Annotated in this window: 14 protein-coding genes; 9 read left to right on the top strand and 5 right to left on the bottom strand. The window is 74.4% G+C overall.

The genetic code is table 11. The features are described from left to right. Positions 1–289 precede the first annotated feature (289 nt). Positions 290–778 (bottom strand): SRPBCC family protein, encoded by a 489-nt coding sequence (locus ACFQSB_RS24630; RefSeq protein WP_380829350.1) that lies wholly within the window; start codon positions 776–778, stop codon positions 290–292. Between the two features lie 287 nt (positions 779–1,065). Between ACFQSB_RS24630 and ACFQSB_RS24625 the strand changes: the two genes are divergently transcribed. The 8 genes from ACFQSB_RS24625 (at position 1,066) to ACFQSB_RS24590 (ending at position 14,187) form a co-directional block, all read left to right on the top strand. Continuing rightward, positions 1,066–3,270: a pentapeptide MXKDX repeat protein gene (locus ACFQSB_RS24625; protein ID WP_380829349.1), complete on the top strand. Its 2,205-nt coding sequence runs from the start codon at positions 1,066–1,068 to the stop codon at positions 3,268–3,270. Then, on the top strand, positions 3,260–5,242 hold the full coding sequence (locus ACFQSB_RS24620) for a TOMM precursor leader peptide-binding protein (protein WP_380829348.1): 1,983 nt from the start codon (positions 3,260–3,262) through the stop codon (positions 5,240–5,242). The genes ACFQSB_RS24625 and ACFQSB_RS24620 overlap by 11 nt, the downstream gene beginning before the upstream one ends. Positions 5,243–5,345: 103 nt before the next feature. Further along, positions 5,346–7,151 carry a SagB/ThcOx family dehydrogenase gene (locus ACFQSB_RS24615; protein WP_380829347.1) on the top strand — a complete coding sequence of 602 codons (1,806 nt, stop codon included), beginning with the start codon at positions 5,346–5,348 and terminating at the stop codon, positions 7,149–7,151. Between the two features lie 73 nt (positions 7,152–7,224). Continuing rightward, entirely contained in the window at positions 7,225–7,404 is a 180-nt protein-coding gene (locus tag ACFQSB_RS24610; RefSeq protein WP_354835813.1) for a hypothetical protein, read from the top strand. 132 nt (positions 7,405–7,536) lie between these two features. Beyond that, a complete protein-coding gene (locus tag ACFQSB_RS24605) occupies positions 7,537–10,209 on the top strand; it encodes a lantibiotic dehydratase (protein ID WP_380829346.1) in 2,673 nt (890 codons plus the stop codon). Between the two features lie 119 nt (positions 10,210–10,328). Then, positions 10,329–11,366, top strand: a complete 1,038-nt coding sequence (locus ACFQSB_RS24600; RefSeq protein WP_380829345.1) for a lantibiotic dehydratase C-terminal domain-containing protein — start codon at positions 10,329–10,331, stop codon at positions 11,364–11,366. Then, complete coding sequence (locus tag ACFQSB_RS24595; protein WP_380829344.1) at positions 11,354–12,508, top strand: thiopeptide maturation pyridine synthase; 1,155 nt, start codon at positions 11,354–11,356, stop codon at positions 12,506–12,508. Before ACFQSB_RS24600 ends, ACFQSB_RS24595 begins: the two co-directional genes overlap by 13 nt. A gap of 362 nt (positions 12,509–12,870) precedes the next feature. Next, positions 12,871–14,187 (top strand): FAD-binding oxidoreductase, encoded by a 1,317-nt coding sequence (locus ACFQSB_RS24590; RefSeq protein WP_354930868.1) that lies wholly within the window; start codon positions 12,871–12,873, stop codon positions 14,185–14,187. Positions 14,188–14,323: 136 nt separating this feature from the next. Here ACFQSB_RS24590 and ACFQSB_RS24585 read toward each other — a convergent pair whose 3' ends face one another. The 4 genes from ACFQSB_RS24585 to ACFQSB_RS24570 all read right to left on the bottom strand — a co-directional run bounded on the left by ACFQSB_RS24585 (position 14,324) and on the right by ACFQSB_RS24570 (position 17,089). Then, complete coding sequence (locus ACFQSB_RS24585) at positions 14,324–15,427, bottom strand: sensor histidine kinase (RefSeq protein WP_380829343.1); 1,104 nt, start codon at positions 15,425–15,427, stop codon at positions 14,324–14,326. After that, positions 15,424–15,684 carry a hypothetical protein gene (locus ACFQSB_RS24580; protein ID WP_380829342.1) on the bottom strand — a complete coding sequence of 87 codons (261 nt, stop codon included), beginning with the start codon at positions 15,682–15,684 and terminating at the stop codon, positions 15,424–15,426. The genes ACFQSB_RS24585 and ACFQSB_RS24580 overlap by 4 nt, the downstream gene beginning before the upstream one ends. 66 nt (positions 15,685–15,750) lie before the next feature. Beyond that, on the bottom strand, positions 15,751–16,359 hold the full coding sequence (locus tag ACFQSB_RS24575) for an NADPH-dependent FMN reductase (RefSeq protein WP_380829341.1): 609 nt from the start codon (positions 16,357–16,359) through the stop codon (positions 15,751–15,753). Continuing rightward, the gene (locus tag ACFQSB_RS24570; RefSeq protein WP_380829340.1) at positions 16,340–17,089 is read right to left on the bottom strand and encodes a nitroreductase; all 750 of its coding nucleotides are present in this window, start codon (positions 17,087–17,089) and stop codon (positions 16,340–16,342) included. The genes ACFQSB_RS24575 and ACFQSB_RS24570 overlap by 20 nt, the downstream gene beginning before the upstream one ends. Before the next feature lie 296 nt (positions 17,090–17,385). Between ACFQSB_RS24570 and ACFQSB_RS24565 the strand changes: the two genes are divergently transcribed. After that, entirely contained in the window at positions 17,386–18,282 is an 897-nt protein-coding gene (locus tag ACFQSB_RS24565) for an alpha/beta hydrolase (RefSeq protein ID WP_380829339.1), read from the top strand. The last annotated feature ends 413 nt before the right edge of the window (positions 18,283–18,695 follow it).

Raw genomic sequence — 18,695 nt, 5'->3', positions numbered from 1 at the left:
TCAAGGTAACGCCGGTCACGGTCTGATCACACCGAAACGGCCCGTCGGCGCGGGTCGTATTCGGCGGCCGGTCGCCCGATCGGGGAAGTGCCGACATGCACGGATCGGCGGGTGAGCGGGACGGACGAAATCCACCAAAAAGGACGAAACAGGGAGGACCGGCGAGGAAAAGGCCCGGTCACCGGCATTGCCGGCGCCAAGGCTTCCGCGTTCCGCCCGCTCGGCGCCGACCTCGTCCCCCGGCGTCCCCGGCGTCCCCCGCGCGCCCGGCGTCCCTCGTGCGCCCGGCCTACTCGGCGGTCGCGCCGGGAGCCGGTGACCGGCCCTCCTCGACGAGCGCGGCGAGCTTCGCCAGCGCCATCCGCGTCCCCATCTCGTTGTCGGCCGGGGGCACGCCGTCGGGGATCCCGTCGTGCGTGATGACGACCTCGGTGCCGCCGCCGGCGTCGGCGAGCGTCGTCGTCATCGTCATGGTGCCGCGCAGCGAGGGATCGCCGGTCTCGAACTCGAAGACCTCCACCGTGCGCTCGTCCGGAACGAGCCGCGCGAAATGGCCGTGGTAGGTATCGGTGCGCGAGGCCGATTTGCCGGTCGGCCCGGGCGCGTCATAGGTGAGCGAGATCCGGAATCCCCCGCCTTCCCTGGCGTCGAACTCGTGGACGTGGCTCCTCATGCCCTCCGGCACCCGCCATTTCGCGATCGCCTCCTCATTCACCAGCGCCTGGTAGACGGCCGACCGGGGCGCATTCACGTGCTGAGAGACCTGCGTCGAGTACATGGGCCGACCTTACTCGGCCTCCGAATTCCCCCCGATCCGGCCGATCGTCCCATGTAGCACCATCGATGATGTTTCAAGGACGAGTCGCGCGCTCGATGCCGACACAAACCCAACAGCGCCCGCACGCCGTCCAACATCGACATATCGGACAGACGATTTTCCATGCACTTCCGATAGGGAAGTGTGAATTACGGCTTACCCCTATCCGAAATTCGCGCGATTCTACACATGATGGGCGACGTGCGGAAGATTTACATTTCGGTCATAGGATCTTAATATTAGGACCCATGGGAGCGCTCCCACGCGCCGATATGGCGATGCGGCCACGGTTGTCGGACGACGTGCGTTTCGTCGAGAGTCCGGACGGGGTCTACGTGCACAGCGACTACGGAGCATGCGTGCTGCGGGGCCGCCAGGCGTACGCGTGGCTCAGCAGGCTCGCCCCGGCGCTCACCGGGGAGCACACCCTGGCCGAGCTGACCGAGCGACTGCCGGGCGACAAGCGCGACATGGTGGAGAACCTGGTGCGCCGGCTGGCGGAGCAGCGGTTCGTCGTGGACGCGCGCTGCTCGCGGCCGCACGGCCTGACCGAGCACGAGCGCCGCGTGTACGCCGAGGAGATCGCCTTCATCGGCTACGTGCTCGATTCCCCGGAATGGCGGTTCGAGCGGCTTCGCGGCTCCCGGCTGGTGCTGGCCGGTGACGGGCCGCTGCTGACGGCGTTGCTGGCCGCGTGCGTCGGCACCGGCTGGCGCCGGATCAGCGTGGCCGGCCCCGGCCCCGCCGCGATCGGCCGGACGGTGGAGCAGGCCCGCCGCGATCCCGCGCAGGAGGTGCGGATCGTCCCGGGCGCGTCCCTGCCCGACGTCATCGCCAACGACGCCGACGTCCTGCTCCAGGTGAGCACGGACATCGGCGCGCTCGTGCGGACCGCCCGCGCCTGCGAGGCGGCCGGCATCCCCGCGGGCCAGGCCCTGGTGCGCCCCGCGGAGGTGTGGCTCAGCCAGGTGGGCAGGCCCTCGGTGACGGCCGTCGAGTCCGGCTGGCACCGGCTGGCCGCGCTGCCGGCCGCGACCCCGGCCGCATCCGGGGAGAACCTGCTGGTCGGCCCGCTGCCCGAGGTCGTCGCCGCCATGCCGGCCCTGGCCTGTTTCTCCCACCTGACCGGCCTGGACGCCGTCGGCGCCGCCCCCGAGCCCGCGCTCACCCGGGTCGACCTGCGCAACCTGGACACCTTTCCGCACCGGTTCGTCCCCCATCCTCGTGTCGTCACCCGGCGGGCCCGTGGCCCCGAGGCGGCGCGGGCGCTGGCCGAGTCCCTGGCGTCGGCCGCGGTGGTCGGCGCGGGCGAGCTGCCGGACCGGGCGGCGGAGGCGATCAACTCCCGGCTCGGCCTCATCGGCGCGCTGGACGAGGAAGGACTGGCGCAGACCCCGCTCCCGGTCTGTCAGGCGACGGTCTCCGACCCGCTGGGCGCGCTGCCCGGGTGGGCGCCGCCCCCGCAGGTCGTCGGATGGGGCGAGGACCGCCGGACGGCGCGGCTGCGCTGCCTGCTCGCCGCGCTCGCCACCTACGGCGTCCTCGCCGCCGCGGACACCGACGGCCCGCACACCGCAGACCGGGACGCCATGGTCCAGGACGCCATGGGCCGGGGCGCCATGGGCCAGGACGCCATGGGCCGGGGCGCCATGGGCCAGGACGGCGGGAACGAGGACGTCCCAGATCAGGACGGCGGGAACGAGGACGTCCCACGCCGGGACGCCGAGCGTGAGGACATCGCAGGCCGGGACGCCAGGGGCGGGGACGTTGGAGGCCAGGGCGTCGTGTGGGGGGTGGAGCTGCCGGAGGGCCGGCCGCGCGCGGTCCCCGTGGCGGCCCTGCGGCTCACCGGGACCGGCATGCTCCGAGCTCCCGAGGGCACCGGAGCCGGCCTCACCTGGCCGGAGGCGCTCGCCGCCGGACTCCGCGCCCACGTCGAGTCCTTGCTGGTCGCCCGCCTGACAGGAGGCACCGCGGGCACACCGGGCGCGCCCTCCGACCTGACGACCGACTTCGTCGCCGGCCCGGCGGCCGACCCGCCGGCCGGTCTGCTGTCCGATCCGGTGGCGGGGGCCCTGGCGCGCCGGCTCCGGCTGGCCGGGGTGCCGCTGGACGTCCGCGACTGCACGTCGATCCTCGGGGTGCCCGCGCACGCCTTCACCGTCCCGGGCGGGGCGGTGCTGGTGTCGGCGGCGGCCACGGCGCAGGCCGCCCTGCGGGACGGCCTGGAGCGGCTGCTGCTGGCCTGGCAGTCCCGTGCCGAACGGCAGAGCGCGTACTCCGCCGCGCGCCCCCTGTGGGCGCCGTCCGGCGACCCGGAGGAGGCCGTGCGGGTGATGACGCGGGCCCTGCGCGCGGCCGGCAGGGTGCCGGTCGCGGTGCCGCTGGACGGCGACCCCGAGGCGTCCCGGCTGCTCCCCTTCGTCACCCAGGTCGTGCTCCTTGACGACTGACACCGCTCCGGCGACCGCGCCCGCCGAGCCTCCTGGTCCGGTGACGGTGCTGGGAACGGGCAGGCTGTACGCGGCGATCCGCTCCCGCCTCATGGCCGCCGGTCCCGCCGATCTCGCCGGCCGCGGGGTGGGGGCGATCGTCATCGCGACCGACGCCGATGACGTCCGGTCCTATCCCGCGGTGGCGCGGCGGGCGGCCGAGCAGGATGTGCCGTGGCTGCCGGTCCGGGTCGACGCGGGCTGGGTGCTGATCGGCCCGGCGGTGCGCCCGGCCGCCCCCGGCTGCCCGACCTGCGTCGCGCGGCGGCGCGCCGGCAACCGGCCCGACGCGGTGGGACGCGACGCGCTGCGCGAGCGGCACGGCGCGGAGCTGGACACCCGGCCCTGCGCCCTGCTCACCCCGCTCCTCGCCAGGACGGTGGCGGCGCTGGTGGCCGACGAGGCCGACCGGCTGCGACGCGACCCCGCGTCCGCGCGGACCGCCGGCGCGCTGCTCAGGATCCACGTGCCGACGGGCCTGGTGCGCCGCCACGGGTTCCTGGCCGACCCGCTGTGCCCGGACTGCGGCGCCAGGCCGGACGACGGCCCGCACGCCGGCCGCTACATCCCCGAGCCGGCGCCCAAGCCGCACCCCGCGTCCTTCCGCGTCGGCGGCATCAGCGGCAGAGCGGCCGAGCTGGAACGGCGGTTCGTCGACCCGGAGACCGGGATCGTTCAGGCCCTGGTCGCCGAGGAGCGCGGGGGCGGCCCCATGGCGGTCGCCCGGCTCAGCCCGGCGCGCACCGCGCACGAGAGCCACCACGGGTACGGCCGCAGCGACGACTTCCCCTCCGCGCGGGCGACGGCGATCGCCGAGGCCCTGGAGCGGATCGCGGGCATCCATCCGCGCGGCAGGCGGACCGCCGTGCGCGCCGCGTACGCCGACCTCGCCGGCCGCGCCCTGGACCCGCGGACGCTGGGTCTCTACCCCGACGGCTGGTACGACCAGCCCGACTTCTGGTTCACCCGCTTTCATCCCGAGCGGCCCACCGCATGGGTGTGGGCGTACTCCTTCCGCCGCGACGAACCGGTGCTGGTGCCGGAGAGCTACGCCTACTTCGGGCCTCGTCCGGCCGGCGACCTGGGGTTCGCCTACGAATGCTCCAACGGGTGCGCCCTCGGCGGCAACCCGGCGGAGGCGATCTTGTACGGGCTGCTGGAGGTGGCCGAGCGGGACGCGTTCCTCACCACCTGGTACGCCCGGATGCCCATCCCGCGTGTCGACCTGGCGTCGGCGGCCGACCGGCGCATCCCCATGCTGGCCCAGCGGGTGCGGGACCGGCTCGGCTACGACGTCCACGCCTTCGTCGCCATGCTGGAGCAACGGGTGCCGGTGTTCTGGGTGATGGCCGTCGAGGCGACGGGCCGGCCGGACCGGCCGCGGGCGCTGTGCGGCACCGCCGCCCACCTGTCGCCGGAGCGGGCGCTGCGCCGGGCGCTGGACGACCTCGGCCCGATGCTGGAGGGGCACATCGAACGGTACGACCCGCGGGAGGCGGCCCGGCTGGCGGCCGACTCCGGCGAGGTGCGGCTGCTGGAGCACCATCCCCTGCTGTACGGCCACCCCGAGGCGTTCGCGCGCCTGGGCTTCCTCCCGCTCGACGGGCCCGCGCTCACGGTGGCGGACGTCACGGCCCGGCTGGGCTGGCCCGAGCACGACGACCTCACGGCGGACCTGGCCGAGCTGGCCGGGCGCTACCTGGCGAGCGGGCTCGACGTCATCGCCGTCGACATCACCTCTCCGGAGGCGCGGGCGGGCGGCTTCTCCGGCGCGAAGGTCATCGTGCCGGGGGCGATGCCGATGACGTTCGGGCACCGGCACCGGCGCACCCACGGCCTGCCGCGGCTGCTGTCCTTGCCCCGGAGGCTCGGCTACCGGGACGACGACCTGCGGCCCGACGAGCTGAACCCCCACCCTCACCCCTTCCCCTGACCACGGCCAGGCCTCGACCACCGCACCAGCACCAGGAATGCGCGCATCGAAAGTCCGCACACCAGGAGTTCGCAGGACCGGCGAAGGAAGAGAGGCAGACCGGATGCACGGCACCACGGCGACGGGCGCCCCCGGCGACGCCACCCGCCTCTACCTGGCCGCGATGCGGAACCGTGGGCCGCTGTCCATCGACCGCGCCAACGCCCCCACCCGCCACAAGCGGTACCCGGACGCCGAGCGCACCATCCTGCCCTGGACGACCCGGAACGACACGCCCCCGAACCCGCCCGGTGAAAGGGCCACCGGAGACGACACGGCCCTCGACCCGCCCGGCCGGACCGCCCCCCGGAACGGCCCCGCGCTCGACCTGGTCGGCGAGCTGCTGCGGGAGCTGCTCGGCGTGGCCAGACTCGTGTGGTCGCACGAGTTGAACGACCTCGGCGATCCGCTCGGCGGGCCGCCCATGCTCCTCGTCGGCCGTCCCGCGCCCTCGGGGGGCGGGCTGTACCCCGTCGAGGCGTACGTCGCGGCCGGGGAGCCGCGCGTCCCCGGCCTGCCCGCCGCCCTGTACCACTACGACCCGGTGCACCACGCTCTGGAACGGGTGCGGCCGGGCGATCACATCCCGGCCCTGAGCGGCCTGCTCGCCGATCCGGCGACGCCGGACGTCACTCTCGTGCTGTCGGCGGTGTTCTGGCGGTCGATGTTCAAGTACGGCGACTTCGGCTACCGCCTGATCTGCCAGGAGACGGGCGTCCTGCTCGCCCAGGCGATGGCCGTCGCCGGGCGGCTGGGCATGACCGCCCGCGCCCGCCTGCGTTTCCCCGACGCGGACCTCGACCGTCTGCTCGGCCTCGACGGCGCGCGCGAGGCCACACTGGCCGTGCTCGCGCTCACCCTGCCGCCCACCGCCGCATCAGCGGCCTCATCGCCCTCGGCCTCGAACGACGGCGCGCCGCTCTCGCCCCCGCGTCCGTCCCAGCGGCAGGTCGCGCCCCTCGCGGGAGCGGTGGCGAAGGAGAGCACGCCGCTCCCCCTGCCGATGCCCGACGGTCCCGCCGCCGGCCTGCACCGCGCCGGTGCGGCCCGCCACCGCCCCGCCCCCTCCCCCGGCACCGTCCCCTCCCCCGGGGCCGCCCCGGCATCCATGGCCACACCGTCCTCAGCTCCCGTACCGTCTCCCGATGCCGCCCCGTCCTGCGGGGCGAGCCGGTTGCGGCCGCGTCCACCGGCAGGGACCGGGACCGTCATCCCCCTCCCCGAGCCGGCGCCCGAAGTGCGCCTGGCGGCCGGGGTGCCGCGCCGGGCGTCCCCGACGGCCGGGTACCGGCCGGTCGCCCTCCCGGGAGGCGCGCTCGGCGCGATCCTGGCGGCCGCGGCCGGCGGCTACCCCGCCGACCTGCCCGATGCCGGGGAAGGGCCCGCGGCGACCGCCCTGTGCCTGCTGGCCCTGCGGGTGGACGGACTGCCCCCCGGCGGGTACTGGTACGACCCGGAGCGGCGCGAGCTGGTCGAGGTCGCCGGCGCGGAGCGGGTGGCCGCCGTGGCCGGCGCACGCCTGCTGCCCAACACCCGCGTCGCGCTGCGCGGGGCCGCAGCCGCGCTCGTCCCCGTGGGCGACCCGCTGGCGGGCGTCGACCTGTTCGGCGACCGCTGGTACCGCCTGCAGCAGATCGAGGCGGGCCTGGTCGTCCATCGGGCGGCCCTGGCCGCCGCCGCGCTGGGTCTGGCCGCGCGCATCCATTCCGACGGCGCCAACGACACCACCGACGAGGTGCTCGGGATCGCCGCCACTCCGCTGCGGAGCCTGTCGTTCCTGGCGACGGGCACGCCCCTGACCGGCGGGCCGCTCCTGGCCCGCCAGATCCCGCCCACCGCACGCGAGGAGGTGACGCCCATCCCCCGATGACGGCCGTGACCCCGTGGTCCGCGGCCGGTACGCGATCGAAACCGCAAATGATCTTTCGCAGAAGGAGAACGACATGTCCAACAACAACCTGAACCTCGACCTGCGCGGTCTCGAGGTCGACTCCATCGACGTGCTGTCCGCCGACTCCATCGTCGTGGAGGGCCACGGCACCATCGAGACCGGCGCCTCCTCCTACACCGGTTACTGCTCGTCCTACCTGTCGGCCACCAGCTGCTGGGCCCCCGAGGCGTAGAGCGGCAGGGCACGACCGAATATCAGGACCGGTGAGCCCACGGGCACGCCGGTGAGATGAGCAGGGCCGAGGGCGCCCACTCCACGGGCGCCCTCGGCCCCCCGGCGAACCACACGAGGAGATGCGTTTCCGTTGACCCACGTAGCGCAGTCCGCCCCCGCAGGCGGGGGCGGCGACCCGGCATGGCTCGCCTGTCGAGATTATGCCGTGTCGCCGGTCTTCGCGGTCCGCGTCGCGGGCCTGTCCCTGGCGGGGCTGGACCGGATGCGCTGCACCCGCACCTGGGAGCTCGTGGACGAGCTCGCGGAGATCTCGGCGTGGCTGAGGCGGGAGGGCGCCGAACTGTCCGCCCCGCTGCACGAGGTGATCGGCGGCGCGGCGGGCGGGCCGCTCAAGTCCCGCCTGGTCGCGCTGCGGCGCGCGGTGTACTCCGGGCGCCGCCCGTCCGGCCGGGCCGTCTCGGCCGAGGTGCTGGCCGCCCTGCCTGAAAAGCTCGCCGCGCGCGTCAGGGAGTGGACCGCCCGCAGGGACCGCGCGGACGCGCTGCGGGACGCGCTGCCCGCCGTGCTGGCGGAGGAGTCCCGGGAGAAGGTCGCGCTGCTGCGCGAGGCGGTCGCCGACGACGGCTTCCGGCGCGGGCTCTCCCAGGGCAGCCCGGTGCTGGCCGCCCGCCTCGACGCCTGGCTCGCCGGGCCGGCCGACCGCCCGCCGGACCGGCAGGAACTGCTGCGGCTGGCGAAGTACCTGGCGAGGGCGACCGTCAAGACCAGCCCGTACGCGACGTTCACCCTCAGCGGGCTCGGCCGCTGGACGGCGGGCGGCTCCGCCGTGGAGACCTGCGGCGAGCCGCTGTGGCACGAGGTCGCCGAGCTGGACCGGGCCGTCCTGCGCCCGTTGTGGGCCGCGCTCGCCCGGCATCCTTCCGTGCGGCGGCGCGCGCGGCTGCGGATCAACCCGTCGGCGGCGGACGGCGGCGGACGGGTCTGGTTCCTCGGCCCCGGACCCACCGAACCGCTGTCCAGCGTGCCGGCGAGCCCCGGCGTGCGTCAGGCGCTCGGCTGGGTGGGCGGGCACCCCTTCCCCATGATCGCCGATGCCTCCGGGATCGAGCCGCTGGTCGACGCAGGCCTGCTTGAGCTGGTGCCACCGTACGACGAGCAGTCGGCCGACCCTGTGGGACGGCTGGCGTCCTGGCTCGCCGAGGACGGCGCCTCACCCCACGCGGCGCCCGTCGGCCGGGCCGCCGAAGCCCTGCGGCGCTTGCCCGGGCACCCCGCCGCCTCACGGCACACCGGCCTCTCCGCGGCGCCACCGCCGGCCACCGGTCCGGAAGGCGGCCCGGAAGGTGATCCGGCCGCCGTGGTGCGGGAGGTCCTGGAGGAGGTGCTGCCGGCCGGGACGGGCGGGCCGTCCCTGCCGGCCAAGAACCTGCTCTGGCACAGCGCCGTCATCCCCGGCGTCGCGGGACGGCTGGACGCCGCGGCCTGGCGCGGAGTGTGCGACGACCTCGACGCCGTGCGCGGGCTGATCGGCCTGTTCGATCCCGACCTGCCCGTCAAGATCGCCGCCACCGCCTTCTTCCTCGGCCGGCACGGCGCCGGCGGCCGGATCCGGGCCCTCGACCTCTACCGGGATGTGCACGCGGCGACTCCCGGGACCGGCGGCGCGCTGCTGCGCGAGATGCTGCGCAACCCGGTGGCGGTCCCGCGCGCGACGCCGGGCGAGCAGGCCCCGCCGGGCCTGCGCGAGCTGTCGGAGCTGCGGCGGCGGTTCTGGGACCTGGCCGGGGCCGGCCCCTCGGCGCGGGAGGCCGTGGTCGACGTCACCGCCGGCCGCCTGTCCGGCTTCGCCGCCTCCTGGCCGCGCTTCGTCCGGCCGCCCGGCTCGATCTGCTGCTACCTGCAGGCCGTGCCGGACGGGCCGGACGGCGTGCGCGCCGTCGTCAACTCGGTGTCCGCCGGATACGGCCGGGGGCTGTCGCGCCTGCACCGGCTGGTCACGCTGGCCGGCGGGGACGCCCCGCCCGCCGCGGAGCTGCGGGCCGCTCAGCGCGAGGTGCTGGTCGCCGAGTGCCGGGGCCTGGTGGGCGGCGGGCTCAACGTGCGCCCGGCCACGGCCGACCTGGCCCTCGACCACCCCTTCACGGCCGGGGACGCCGGGCTGCCGCTCCTCGCGCCCGCCGACCTGACGGCCGTCTACGACCCCATGCGGGACCGGCTCGCGCTGCTCGACGGCGAGGGCCGCGCCGTACGGCCGGTCCACCTCGGGATGACCGCCCAGCACTGGCTGCCGCCGTGGTTGCAGTTCCTCGTGCGGGCGTTCGGCGAGCCTTCCGTCGCGATGGTGCCCGGGTGGGTGTTCCGCACCCGGGGCGAGACGCCGGCCGAGGGCGAGGTGGAACGCTGGCCCCGGATGGACGTCGGGCGGGTGACGCTCGGCCGGACGGCCTGGCGGCTGCGGGCGGGCGAGTTCCCCGTGCCGGCCAAGGGCGAGGGCGAGGCGGCCTACCTGCCGCGCCTGGCCGCGTGGCTGGAGTCGCACGGCGTGCCCCGCCGGTTCTTCGCCCGGGTGGTCGGCCTCGGGGACGGTCTGCTGGTGGGGCTGCTGAGCAAGGACCGCAAGCCGATGTACGTCGATGTGACCGACATGCTGCTGCTGACCGGGTTCCTGCGTTCGCTGCGCGACCCGGAGGCGCTGATGGTGCTGGAAGAGGCCCTGCCCGACCCGGCCGACGCCCCGCTGTACGGGACCGGGCGACGCGTCACCGAGTACGTCGTCCAGCTCTCCGAAGGCCCCGGCCGATGACCGGAACGCGGACGGGCCCGGAGGCGGGCACAGGTCCGGAGGCGGGGACAGGCCCGGAGGCGCCGGTGAACCGGGAGGCGCGGGCGGGCGGGCGGACGCGGATGAGCGGAGAAGCGCCGGTGGACGGGGAGACGCGCGTGGACCGGGAGGCGCCGGTGGACGGGGAGGGGGAGGCCCCCGGGGGCTGGGTGAGTGCGCATCTGTTCCATTTCGGCGACATCGACGCGCTGCTCACCGGGGTGGTCGCGCCGGTGGTGCGGGAGCCGGCCGCCGACGGCACCGCCTACCGGTACTTCTTCCTCCGCTACTGGGAGGGCGGCCAGCACGTGCGGCTGCGGCTGTGGGTCCCCGACCCCTCGCGGGCCGCGCACGTCCGCGACCTGGTACGCGAACGCGCGACGGCCTACTTCGCCGCGTCGCCCTCTCCCCCTGTCGACGCGGACGCCTACCGCGCCTTCGCGGCGACCGTGGCCAGGGGCGAGCGGCGCGAGCGGTACGACGAGCGGCTGCGCCGCCCCGACTCGGTGGAGTTCATCGCCTACCGGCCCGAGCACGACGCCTACGGCGACGACGCCTGCGTGGCCGCCGCGGAGCGGCACTTCGCGGTGTCCAGCGCGCTCGCCCTCCACGTGCTGGAGGCGGGCGCGACGATGGAACGGCGTGCCGCGATCGGGCTGGCCGCGCTCACCATCGTGCTCGCGGCCTGCGAACCCGACCTGCCCGCCGCCGCGGGCAGGTTCGCCGCCGCCGCCGAGGAGGCGAACCGGCGGCCCCGGACCCCGGGCGGCGAGGACGACTGGCTGCGCCGCGGGGACGCCGTGCTGGCCCAGACCCGCGCGCTGTGGGCGTTGCCGGAGCCGGGCGAGGGCCTGCTCGGCACGTGGGCGTCCTCGGTGCGCGCCCTGCGCGACGACCTCGGCGCGCTGCGCGCCGCGGGCAGGTGCGCCCCCGCGGACCCCGGGTCCCCGCACGCCTTCCTGGCCATGGCGGTGCCGCCCGAGCGGCGCACGGTGCCGCTGATCCTGCTGCGGTGCGCCCACCTGTTCCACAACCGGCTCGGTCTGCGCGCCGGCACGGAGCACCACGTGTCCTTTCTGGCCGCCCGCGCCCTCACCGCCCTGGCCGGCCGTTCCGACTCCCGGAGGTGGTCCCCCTGACCGGCTCGCCCGTGAACCAGGCCCCGGCCTGGCACTGCGCGCACGTCTACTACCACGCCCCCGACAAGGACGGCCTGCTGCTGGACGCCGTGCGGCCGCTGCTCGACGGGCTGCGCGGCCGGGTGGAGGCGGCGTACGTGCTGCGCCACTGGAGGCAGGGCCCGCACCTGCGGATCAACGTCAGGGCCGCGCCGCGGGTGTGGCGGGAGGTGGTGCGCCCGCGCATCGACGAGGTCGTCGGCGCCTACCTGCGCGAGCATCCGTCCACGACCGTGCTGGACCCGGACCAGAGCCTGACCCGGCACCGTCTGATGGCCGTGCGGGAGCAGGAGCACGGGCCGCTCACGCCGTGGCCGCCGGACAACTCCATCCGCGACGCGCCGTACGACTCGCGGCGGCACGTGCTCGGCAGCGAGGAGGCGGTGGAGCTGCTCACGGCGTTCTACGCCGACAGCACCCCGCTGTTGTTCGCCATGCTCGACCATGTGCGCGCGGGCGAGGACGGCAAGCTCGGCCTGGCTCTGAGCCTGATGCTGACCGTCGCGCACACCTCCCACCCCATCGCCCGCAGCTACCTGTCGTACCGCATGCACGCCGAAGGGTTCATCACGTGGGCGGCCGACCCCGACGCCGCGCGCGCCGGCTTCGAGCGCGACTTCGCCCAGCGGCGGGAGGCGCTGACGGGCCGGGTGCGGGACGTGGTCGCCGCGCTGGACGACCCGGCCGCGCCGCCCGTTCCGTTCGTGCGGGAGTGGGCCGCGCTGCTCGAGCGCTACCGTGCCCGCGCCGGCGCGCTGATGGACCAGGGACGGCTGCCCCAGCCGATGACCCGGCCGGGCGAGGCACTGGAGGCCCGGCTGGGCGACCTGCCGGTGCCGCGGCGGGAGCCGGGCGAGCTGCAGCGCCTGATCTTCGACAGCGCGGCCTACCACGAGGCGGTCTTCACCGACCCCGGCTTCCTGCGCTACCGGGTGCTGCTGAACTACACCTACCTGCACCTCACCCGCATGGGCCTGACCCCGCTGGACAGGTTCCGGATGTGCCACCTGCTGGCCGACGCCGTGGAGGCGGTCTACGGCGTCTCCGCCCTGGACTCCCTGCGCAGGTTCGCCGCCGCCCGCGAGCCGCGCCCCCAGGTGTGACCGCCCGGACCGCCGGCCCTCGCGGCGGTTGAGAACCGCACGAGCGACCGGCCCTGGTGACGGTGCCTGGTGACGGTGGCCGCCGCATGCACCGCCGGCCCTCGCGGCGGCGCGGACGCGTCTCGCGCACCCCCAGGGCGGGTACCCCACCCCACCCCTATTCGGGTTGTGGGGGTGAAGCGCCGGGCGGAATCATGCGTGGGAGTGACTGCCTGGCCGATGACACCGTCATCGCCGGAACGCGAGCGCGCTCTCTGTCAGCGACGAGCGGGTGAACAGGCCGCTTCGGAGGGGTTTTCCTTATGTCGGTAAATGTGTCGATTGACACGATTTCGCACCTTCGTACAGTCCTCAGTGGCAGCGTGACCGAGCCCCATGACGAGGGGTACGACGAGGCACGCAGGGTCTACGGCGGGTTCGACCGCCGTCCGCTGGCCGTCGTCCGGCCGGCCGACGTGGACGACGTCGTGCGCGTCGTCACCTTCGCCCGCGAGACGGGCCTGGAACTGGCCGTGCGCGGCGGCGGCCACAGCAACGCCGGGCACAGCGTCACCGAGGGCGGCATCGTGCTCGACCTCCAGGACCTGTCCGAGATCGAGATCGACGCCGAGGGCCGCACCGCGTGGGCTCAGGGCGGCGCGACCGCCGGCGCCTACACCGTCGCGGCGGAGGCGCACGGCCTCGCGACCGGCTTCGGCGACACCGGCTCGGTGGGCATCGGCGGCATCACGCTCGGCGGCGGCATCGGGTTCCTGGTGCGCAAGCACGGGCTCAGCATCGACAACCTGCTGGCCGCCGAGATCGTGACCGCGGACGGCGAGGTGCTGCTCGTCGACGAGCGGCACCACCCGGACCTGTTCTGGGCCATCCGCGGCGGCGGCGGCAACTTCGGCGTGGTCACCCGGCTCCGCTTCAAGCTGTACCCGCTGTCGTCGGTCCACGGCGGCATCCTGGTGCTGCCCGCGACCGCCGAGGTCGTCGCCGGGTTCATCGCGGCGGCGGAGGCCGCGCCGGACGAGCTGTCCACCATCGCCAACGTCATGCCGGCGCCGCCGATGCCGTTCCTGCCGGAGGAGCTGCACGGCTCGATGATCGTGCTGGCCTTCCTGGTCCACTCCGGGCCCGAGGAGGACGGCGAGCGGATCCTCGCGCCGTTCCGCGCGCTGGCCACGCCGCTCGCCGACTTCATCCAGCGCATCCCGTACTCGGCCATGTTCCCGCCGGAGGAGCACGGAGAGCAGCCCTCGGCGGCGGCCTCGACGATGTTCATGGACGGCGTGGACCTGGAGATGGCCGAGACGATCATCGACTACCTCGCCTCCTCCGACGCCTCGATGCGGGCCATCCAGCTCCGGGTGCTCGGCGGGGCGGTGCCCCGCGTGCCGGCCGACGCGACCGCGTTCGCGCACCGGAACAGCAAGATCATGGTGAACGTCGCGGCGTTCTACGAGGGTCCCGAGGAGCGGGTCGTCCGCGAGAGGTGGGTCGCCGACTTCATGGCGGCCATCCGGCAGAGCGACTCCGGCGCCTACGTCAACTTCCTGGGCGACGAGAGCCAGGACCGGGTGCGCGACGCCTACCCGGGCGAGACCTGGAACCGGCTGCGGGCGGTCAAGGCCCAGTACGACCCGACCAACTTCTTCCACCTCAACCAGAACATCCCCCCGGCGACCGGCTGACCCACGCGGCGGTCCCCGGTCCTGGCCGCACCCGCGGAGTGACCGGCTCAGGGGCGGCAGGGCGGCGTTGCAGCGCCGTCCTGCCGCCCCTGAGCCCGTTCGACCACCGTGTGGCACCGGTGTCCGGCGGGGCGGTCTACTCCGCGGCCGGCGGCTGTGGGCCGGGCCGCTCGGCCGGGGCGCTCAGCGGCAGGCGCAGGACGAAGCCCGCCCCGCCGATCGGGGCCTGGTGAACGCTCAGGGTGCCGTGGTGGGCGGTGGCGATGTCCCGGGCGATGGCCAGGCCCAGGCCGGTGCCGCCGCGGTCGCGGCTACGGGCGGCGTCGAGGCGGACGAACCGCTGGAAGATGCGTTCCCGGTCGGCCGGAGGCACGCCGTCGCCGTCGTCGCTCACCACCAGCTCGGCCTGCGCCGCCGAGCGGCGAAGCCGCACCCGTACCTGACCGGCGGCGTGCCGCTGCGCGTTGTCCAGCAGGTTGGTCAGCACTCGTGCGATCTGCCCCGGCACGGCGTCGATGACGATCCCGTCGGCCAGGTCCAGGGAGACCGGGTGACGATCGGTACGCCGGGCGGTCTCGGCGCGGACGAGGCCGGTCAGATCGACGCGTTGGGTGGCCTGGGGAGCGGTGGCGCCCAGCCGGGCCAGCAGGAGCAGGTCGGTCATGATGCCCTGCACCCGGTCCAGGTCCTCCAGCGCGTGCCCCATCAGGTCGGGCAGATCGGTGCCGCTGGGATGCATCTGGGCCTCCTCCAGGCGCACGCGCAGGCCGGCCAGCGGGGTGCGCAGCTCGTGAGAGGCGTCGGAGGCGAACTGGCGTTGCCGCTGCAGCGCCCGGTCGGTCGAGGCCTTGGCCTGCTCCAGACGCCCGAGCGTGTTGTTGATGGTTCGCGCCAGTTGGGCGATCTCGCCGCGGCCCGACGGTTGCGGGATGCGCGTGCTCAGATCGCTGACGTTGATCGCGGCCAGTCGCGCGCGCATGAGCTGGACGGGGACCAGCGTGCGGCTGGTCATCTTCCAGGTCACCGCCGTGGCCAACAGGATCAGCAGCACGATGTGGGCGGACCAGAACAACCGGAACGCCCAGCACGGCGCCAGGGGGGAGACCGTCATGCCGTGCTCGGCGGCCGATGCCCCGACCATGCCCATCGGCACCAGCAGGGCGCTCGCCGTGGCCATGGCCAGGACGGTCAGCCGGGCCGGGGTCGAGCGCGGGCGCCGCGACGACGAGCCGGGACTCATGGCACCGCCTCGCCGCTTCGCCGGCCGCCCGCCGCGCCGCACATGTGCACCGACCTGCCCGGCGCCCGGCCGGCCGAGACTCGCCGGCGACGGTACTCCTCCTCGTCGATCTCGTCGCGGACGAGCAGGACGAGCGACCGCCGCTCCTGCGGCGAGCAGATCCGGCACAGGACCGGTGTCCGCCGGTACAGGAGCACCACGGCCAACGCCGCGGTGATGGCCGTGCAGAGCAGGATCTCGCTGACGATCAGGGACATTGTTCTCCTCCCGTCGGTGACAGGTGGGCCGGCCCGGCCGGCGCCGGCGATGACGAAGGGCCGCCCTCAGCGGGGCTGGATGTCAGACATGTCGTGATGACGCCGGATATGGACTGCGAAGGCCCGCAGATATTCGGTCAGGAACGCGGCGGTGGACGGCACCTGGATGTCGCCCTGTTCGTCGATCAATCCCTTGGTGAACTGAATGTAGGCCTCGGGCTGACCCATCACCGGGGAGTCGGTGAACGACAGGATGGTCTTGAGGTGCTGCTGCGCGACCGCGGTGGAGATCGGCCCCGGCGAGGCTCCGATGATCGCGGACGGCTTGCCCTTCAGCACGTTGGACCCATAGGGCCGGGTCGCCCAGTCGATGGCGTTCTTCAACGCGCCCGGGATGGACCGGTTGTACTCCGGGGTGACGAACAGCAGGGCGTCGGCGGCTTCGATCGCGTCCTTGAACTCCCGGGCCACGGCGGGATAGCTCGCGTCGTGGTCGTGGCTGTAGAGGGGCAGCTCGCCGATGGGGATCTCCGTGAGGCGCAGGTCGGGCGGCGCCAGACGGCTCAGGGCGACAGCGAGCGTCCTGTTGATCGACTTCCGGGACAGGCTCCCGACGATGTAACCAACGGTGTAGGTCATGCGTTTCCTCTCATGGTCAAAACGTGCGGCCGTCACCGTTGACGGCCTCGGCCGCGAGGTGACGCTCCGGTGGCCGGCCTCCGACGAACGTGACCGTCTCGTCGAGGGGCGCCCGGCCCGTACGGACGTGGTGCACCGTGACGTCCTCGAACCCGATCGACATGCCGCAGAACAGGATGAGCTCGTCCGGCGGCGAGAGGATCTCCGCGACGGTCCTGCGGTACACCGACCAGGCCATCTGCGGGCAGCTGTGCAGCCCTTCGGCCCGCAGCAGCAGCATGACGGTCTGCAGGTACATCCCCACGTCGGCCCATTGGGGCCGGCCCAGGTCGCGGTCGATGTAGCAGAACAGGGCGGCGGGTGCGCCGAAGCACCGCCAGTTCTCCCCCGCGGCCCTCTGGCGCGCCTCCCAGTCCTCGCGCGAGACCCCGAGCGCGCTGTAGCGCTCCCGGCCGAAGGCGGATCGGCGCTCCTGGTACGGAGACTTCAGCGTGGCCGGGTACATCTCGTACTCCCGCTCGTCCCAGGGGTCGCCCGCGGCCAGGCGCTCGCCGGCGCGCCTCTTGAGCTCGGCCAGCGGCTCGCCGGTCAGCACGTAGACGTGCCAGGGCTGGAGGTTCGATCCGGACGGCGACCAGGCCGCGGCGGCCAGCACGCGCTCCAGCAGCTCCCTCGGGACCTCCCGGCCGGTGAATCCGCGCACCGCCCTGCGGCTCGTGACCGCCTCGTACACCTCCATGATCAACGCCCCCTCCGCTCGACGCATCCGAGTTCGTCACATCAACGATCGTATCACTCGATACAGTTTCATTCAATACCATCTGGCGACCCGTGGACCCTTTGCCCGGGAGAAGGCGACTCGCGCCGCCGTGCGCCCTACGACCCGCCTCCCGCGGGACGGCCGAGCAGGTCAGGGGAAGGCTGGCCATGTCTTGGCCGGCTCCGGGTTGGTTCCCCGCCTCCCGGGGAGCAGACTCTCGTCAGTGGAGTCCGAGGGTGAGCGGTGGCACCCGCCGTGCCCCCGGAACACGATGGCGATCAGGAGAGCGCCCGGGGGGACCGATGAACCGCGCACGCGCTGGGAAGACGACGAGATCGGTGGCCGCGCTCACCATGGTCGCCGCGTCGGTCGCCGGCGCGTCGGTGGCCGCCGCGCCCACGGCAGGCGCCCGGGCCGCCGCCACGGCGCGAGCGTCGTCCGCCCTCACGAGCACCCCTCTGCCGTGCCGGTCGCCGGGCCGGCCCAAGCCGACGGTCGTCCTGGTCCACGGAGCCTGGGCCGACACCTCGAGCTGGAACGGAGAGGTGGACGCCCTGCGCCGGGCGGGCTACGTCGCGCGCGCCATCGCCAACCCCCTGCGCGGCCTCGGCAGCGACGCCGCGACCGTCGCGGACTTCCTGAAGACCATCTCCGGCCCGATCGTGCTCGTCGGGCACTCCTACGGGGGCTCGGTGATCACCGAGGCCGCGGCGGGCGTTCCAGGGGTCAAAGCGCTGGTGTACGTCGACGCCGCCGCGCCGGACGTCGGGGAGACCACCGGCCGGCTCAGCGGGCCGGACTCCGCGCTCAACGCCGATCCCGGCTCCCTTTACGACAAGGTCCCCTACCCGGGCGCGCCTCAGGGAGCGGCCGACCTGTACCTCAAGAGGGACGTCTTCGTCCGCTCGTTCGCCTCCGACCTGCCGCGCGACACCGCCCTGCGCCTGTGGGCGTCCCAGCGAGCCGCCTCGACCAGCGCGTTCACGACGCCGGCCACGGCCGCGGCGTGGAAGTCGATCCCGTCCTGGTACTTCATCAGCACCGGCGACCGGATCATCACCCCGTCCGCGGAACTGTCCATGGCCCGGCGGGCGCACGCCAGGGTCAGCCGGTTCGAGGGCGGGTCGCACCTCACGCTGATCTCCCACCCGGCCGCGGTGACCTCGCTGATCGGCTCGGCCATCTGCGCCACGCCCTAGAACCGGCGGCGCGCTCCATACGGATGCGCAGCGGTCGCGGCCGGCCGCCGGTGAAGGTGTCAGCCTGCCGCCATCCCGGCCAGGTCCCCACGCGACTCGCCGGCGAGATCTGACGCGCTGGACGAGGACCGGTCCGGGACCGCCCGGCGATGAAACGTTCAGAGGCGGCGGCCTCCTTCCGACGGGCGGTCTCGCGTCGACGACATGCGGGACCGGCTCACACGGGCCGCACGGTCCTCAATGGGGTCGAATCGGTTCGCCGATACGTTCTTGACATGTTTCATACTTATTTCCACACTGAGCACTCACGGCGGCTGCCTCCTGCCGGGCCGGTGGTGAAGCGGCAGGAGCCCCGGCTGAGACACGGGCCGACGATGCCCCATGTCGTGACGCACGGAGCTCCCCCGCGTATC

The sequence above is a fragment of the Sphaerisporangium rhizosphaerae genome, from assembly GCF_042665155.1.
In the GTDB taxonomy this organism is placed as follows: domain Bacteria; phylum Actinomycetota; class Actinomycetes; order Streptosporangiales; family Streptosporangiaceae; genus Sphaerisporangium; species Sphaerisporangium rhizosphaerae.
The sequence above is the reverse complement of the archived record's forward strand: the minus strand, read 5'-3'. Positions and strand labels throughout refer to the sequence as shown.

Excerpts from the sequence above, each read along its gene's own strand:
- ACFQSB_RS24630 (WP_380829350.1), bottom strand. The coding sequence starts at position 778 with ATGTACTCGACGCAGGTCTCTCAGCACGTGAATGCGCCCCGGTCGGCC.
- ACFQSB_RS24625 (WP_380829349.1), top strand. The coding sequence starts at position 1,066 with ATGGGAGCGCTCCCACGCGCCGATATGGCGATGCGGCCACGGTTGTCG.
- ACFQSB_RS24615 (WP_380829347.1), top strand. The coding sequence starts at position 5,346 with ATGCACGGCACCACGGCGACGGGCGCCCCCGGCGACGCCACCCGCCTC.
- ACFQSB_RS24610 (WP_354835813.1), top strand. The coding sequence starts at position 7,225 with ATGTCCAACAACAACCTGAACCTCGACCTGCGCGGTCTCGAGGTCGAC.
- ACFQSB_RS24585 (WP_380829343.1), bottom strand. The coding sequence starts at position 15,427 with ATGAGTCCCGGCTCGTCGTCGCGGCGCCCGCGCTCGACCCCGGCCCGG.
- ACFQSB_RS24580 (WP_380829342.1), bottom strand. The coding sequence starts at position 15,684 with ATGTCCCTGATCGTCAGCGAGATCCTGCTCTGCACGGCCATCACCGCG.
- ACFQSB_RS24570 (WP_380829340.1), bottom strand. The coding sequence starts at position 17,089 with ATGCGTCGAGCGGAGGGGGCGTTGATCATGGAGGTGTACGAGGCGGTC.
- ACFQSB_RS24565 (WP_380829339.1), top strand. The coding sequence starts at position 17,386 with ATGAACCGCGCACGCGCTGGGAAGACGACGAGATCGGTGGCCGCGCTC.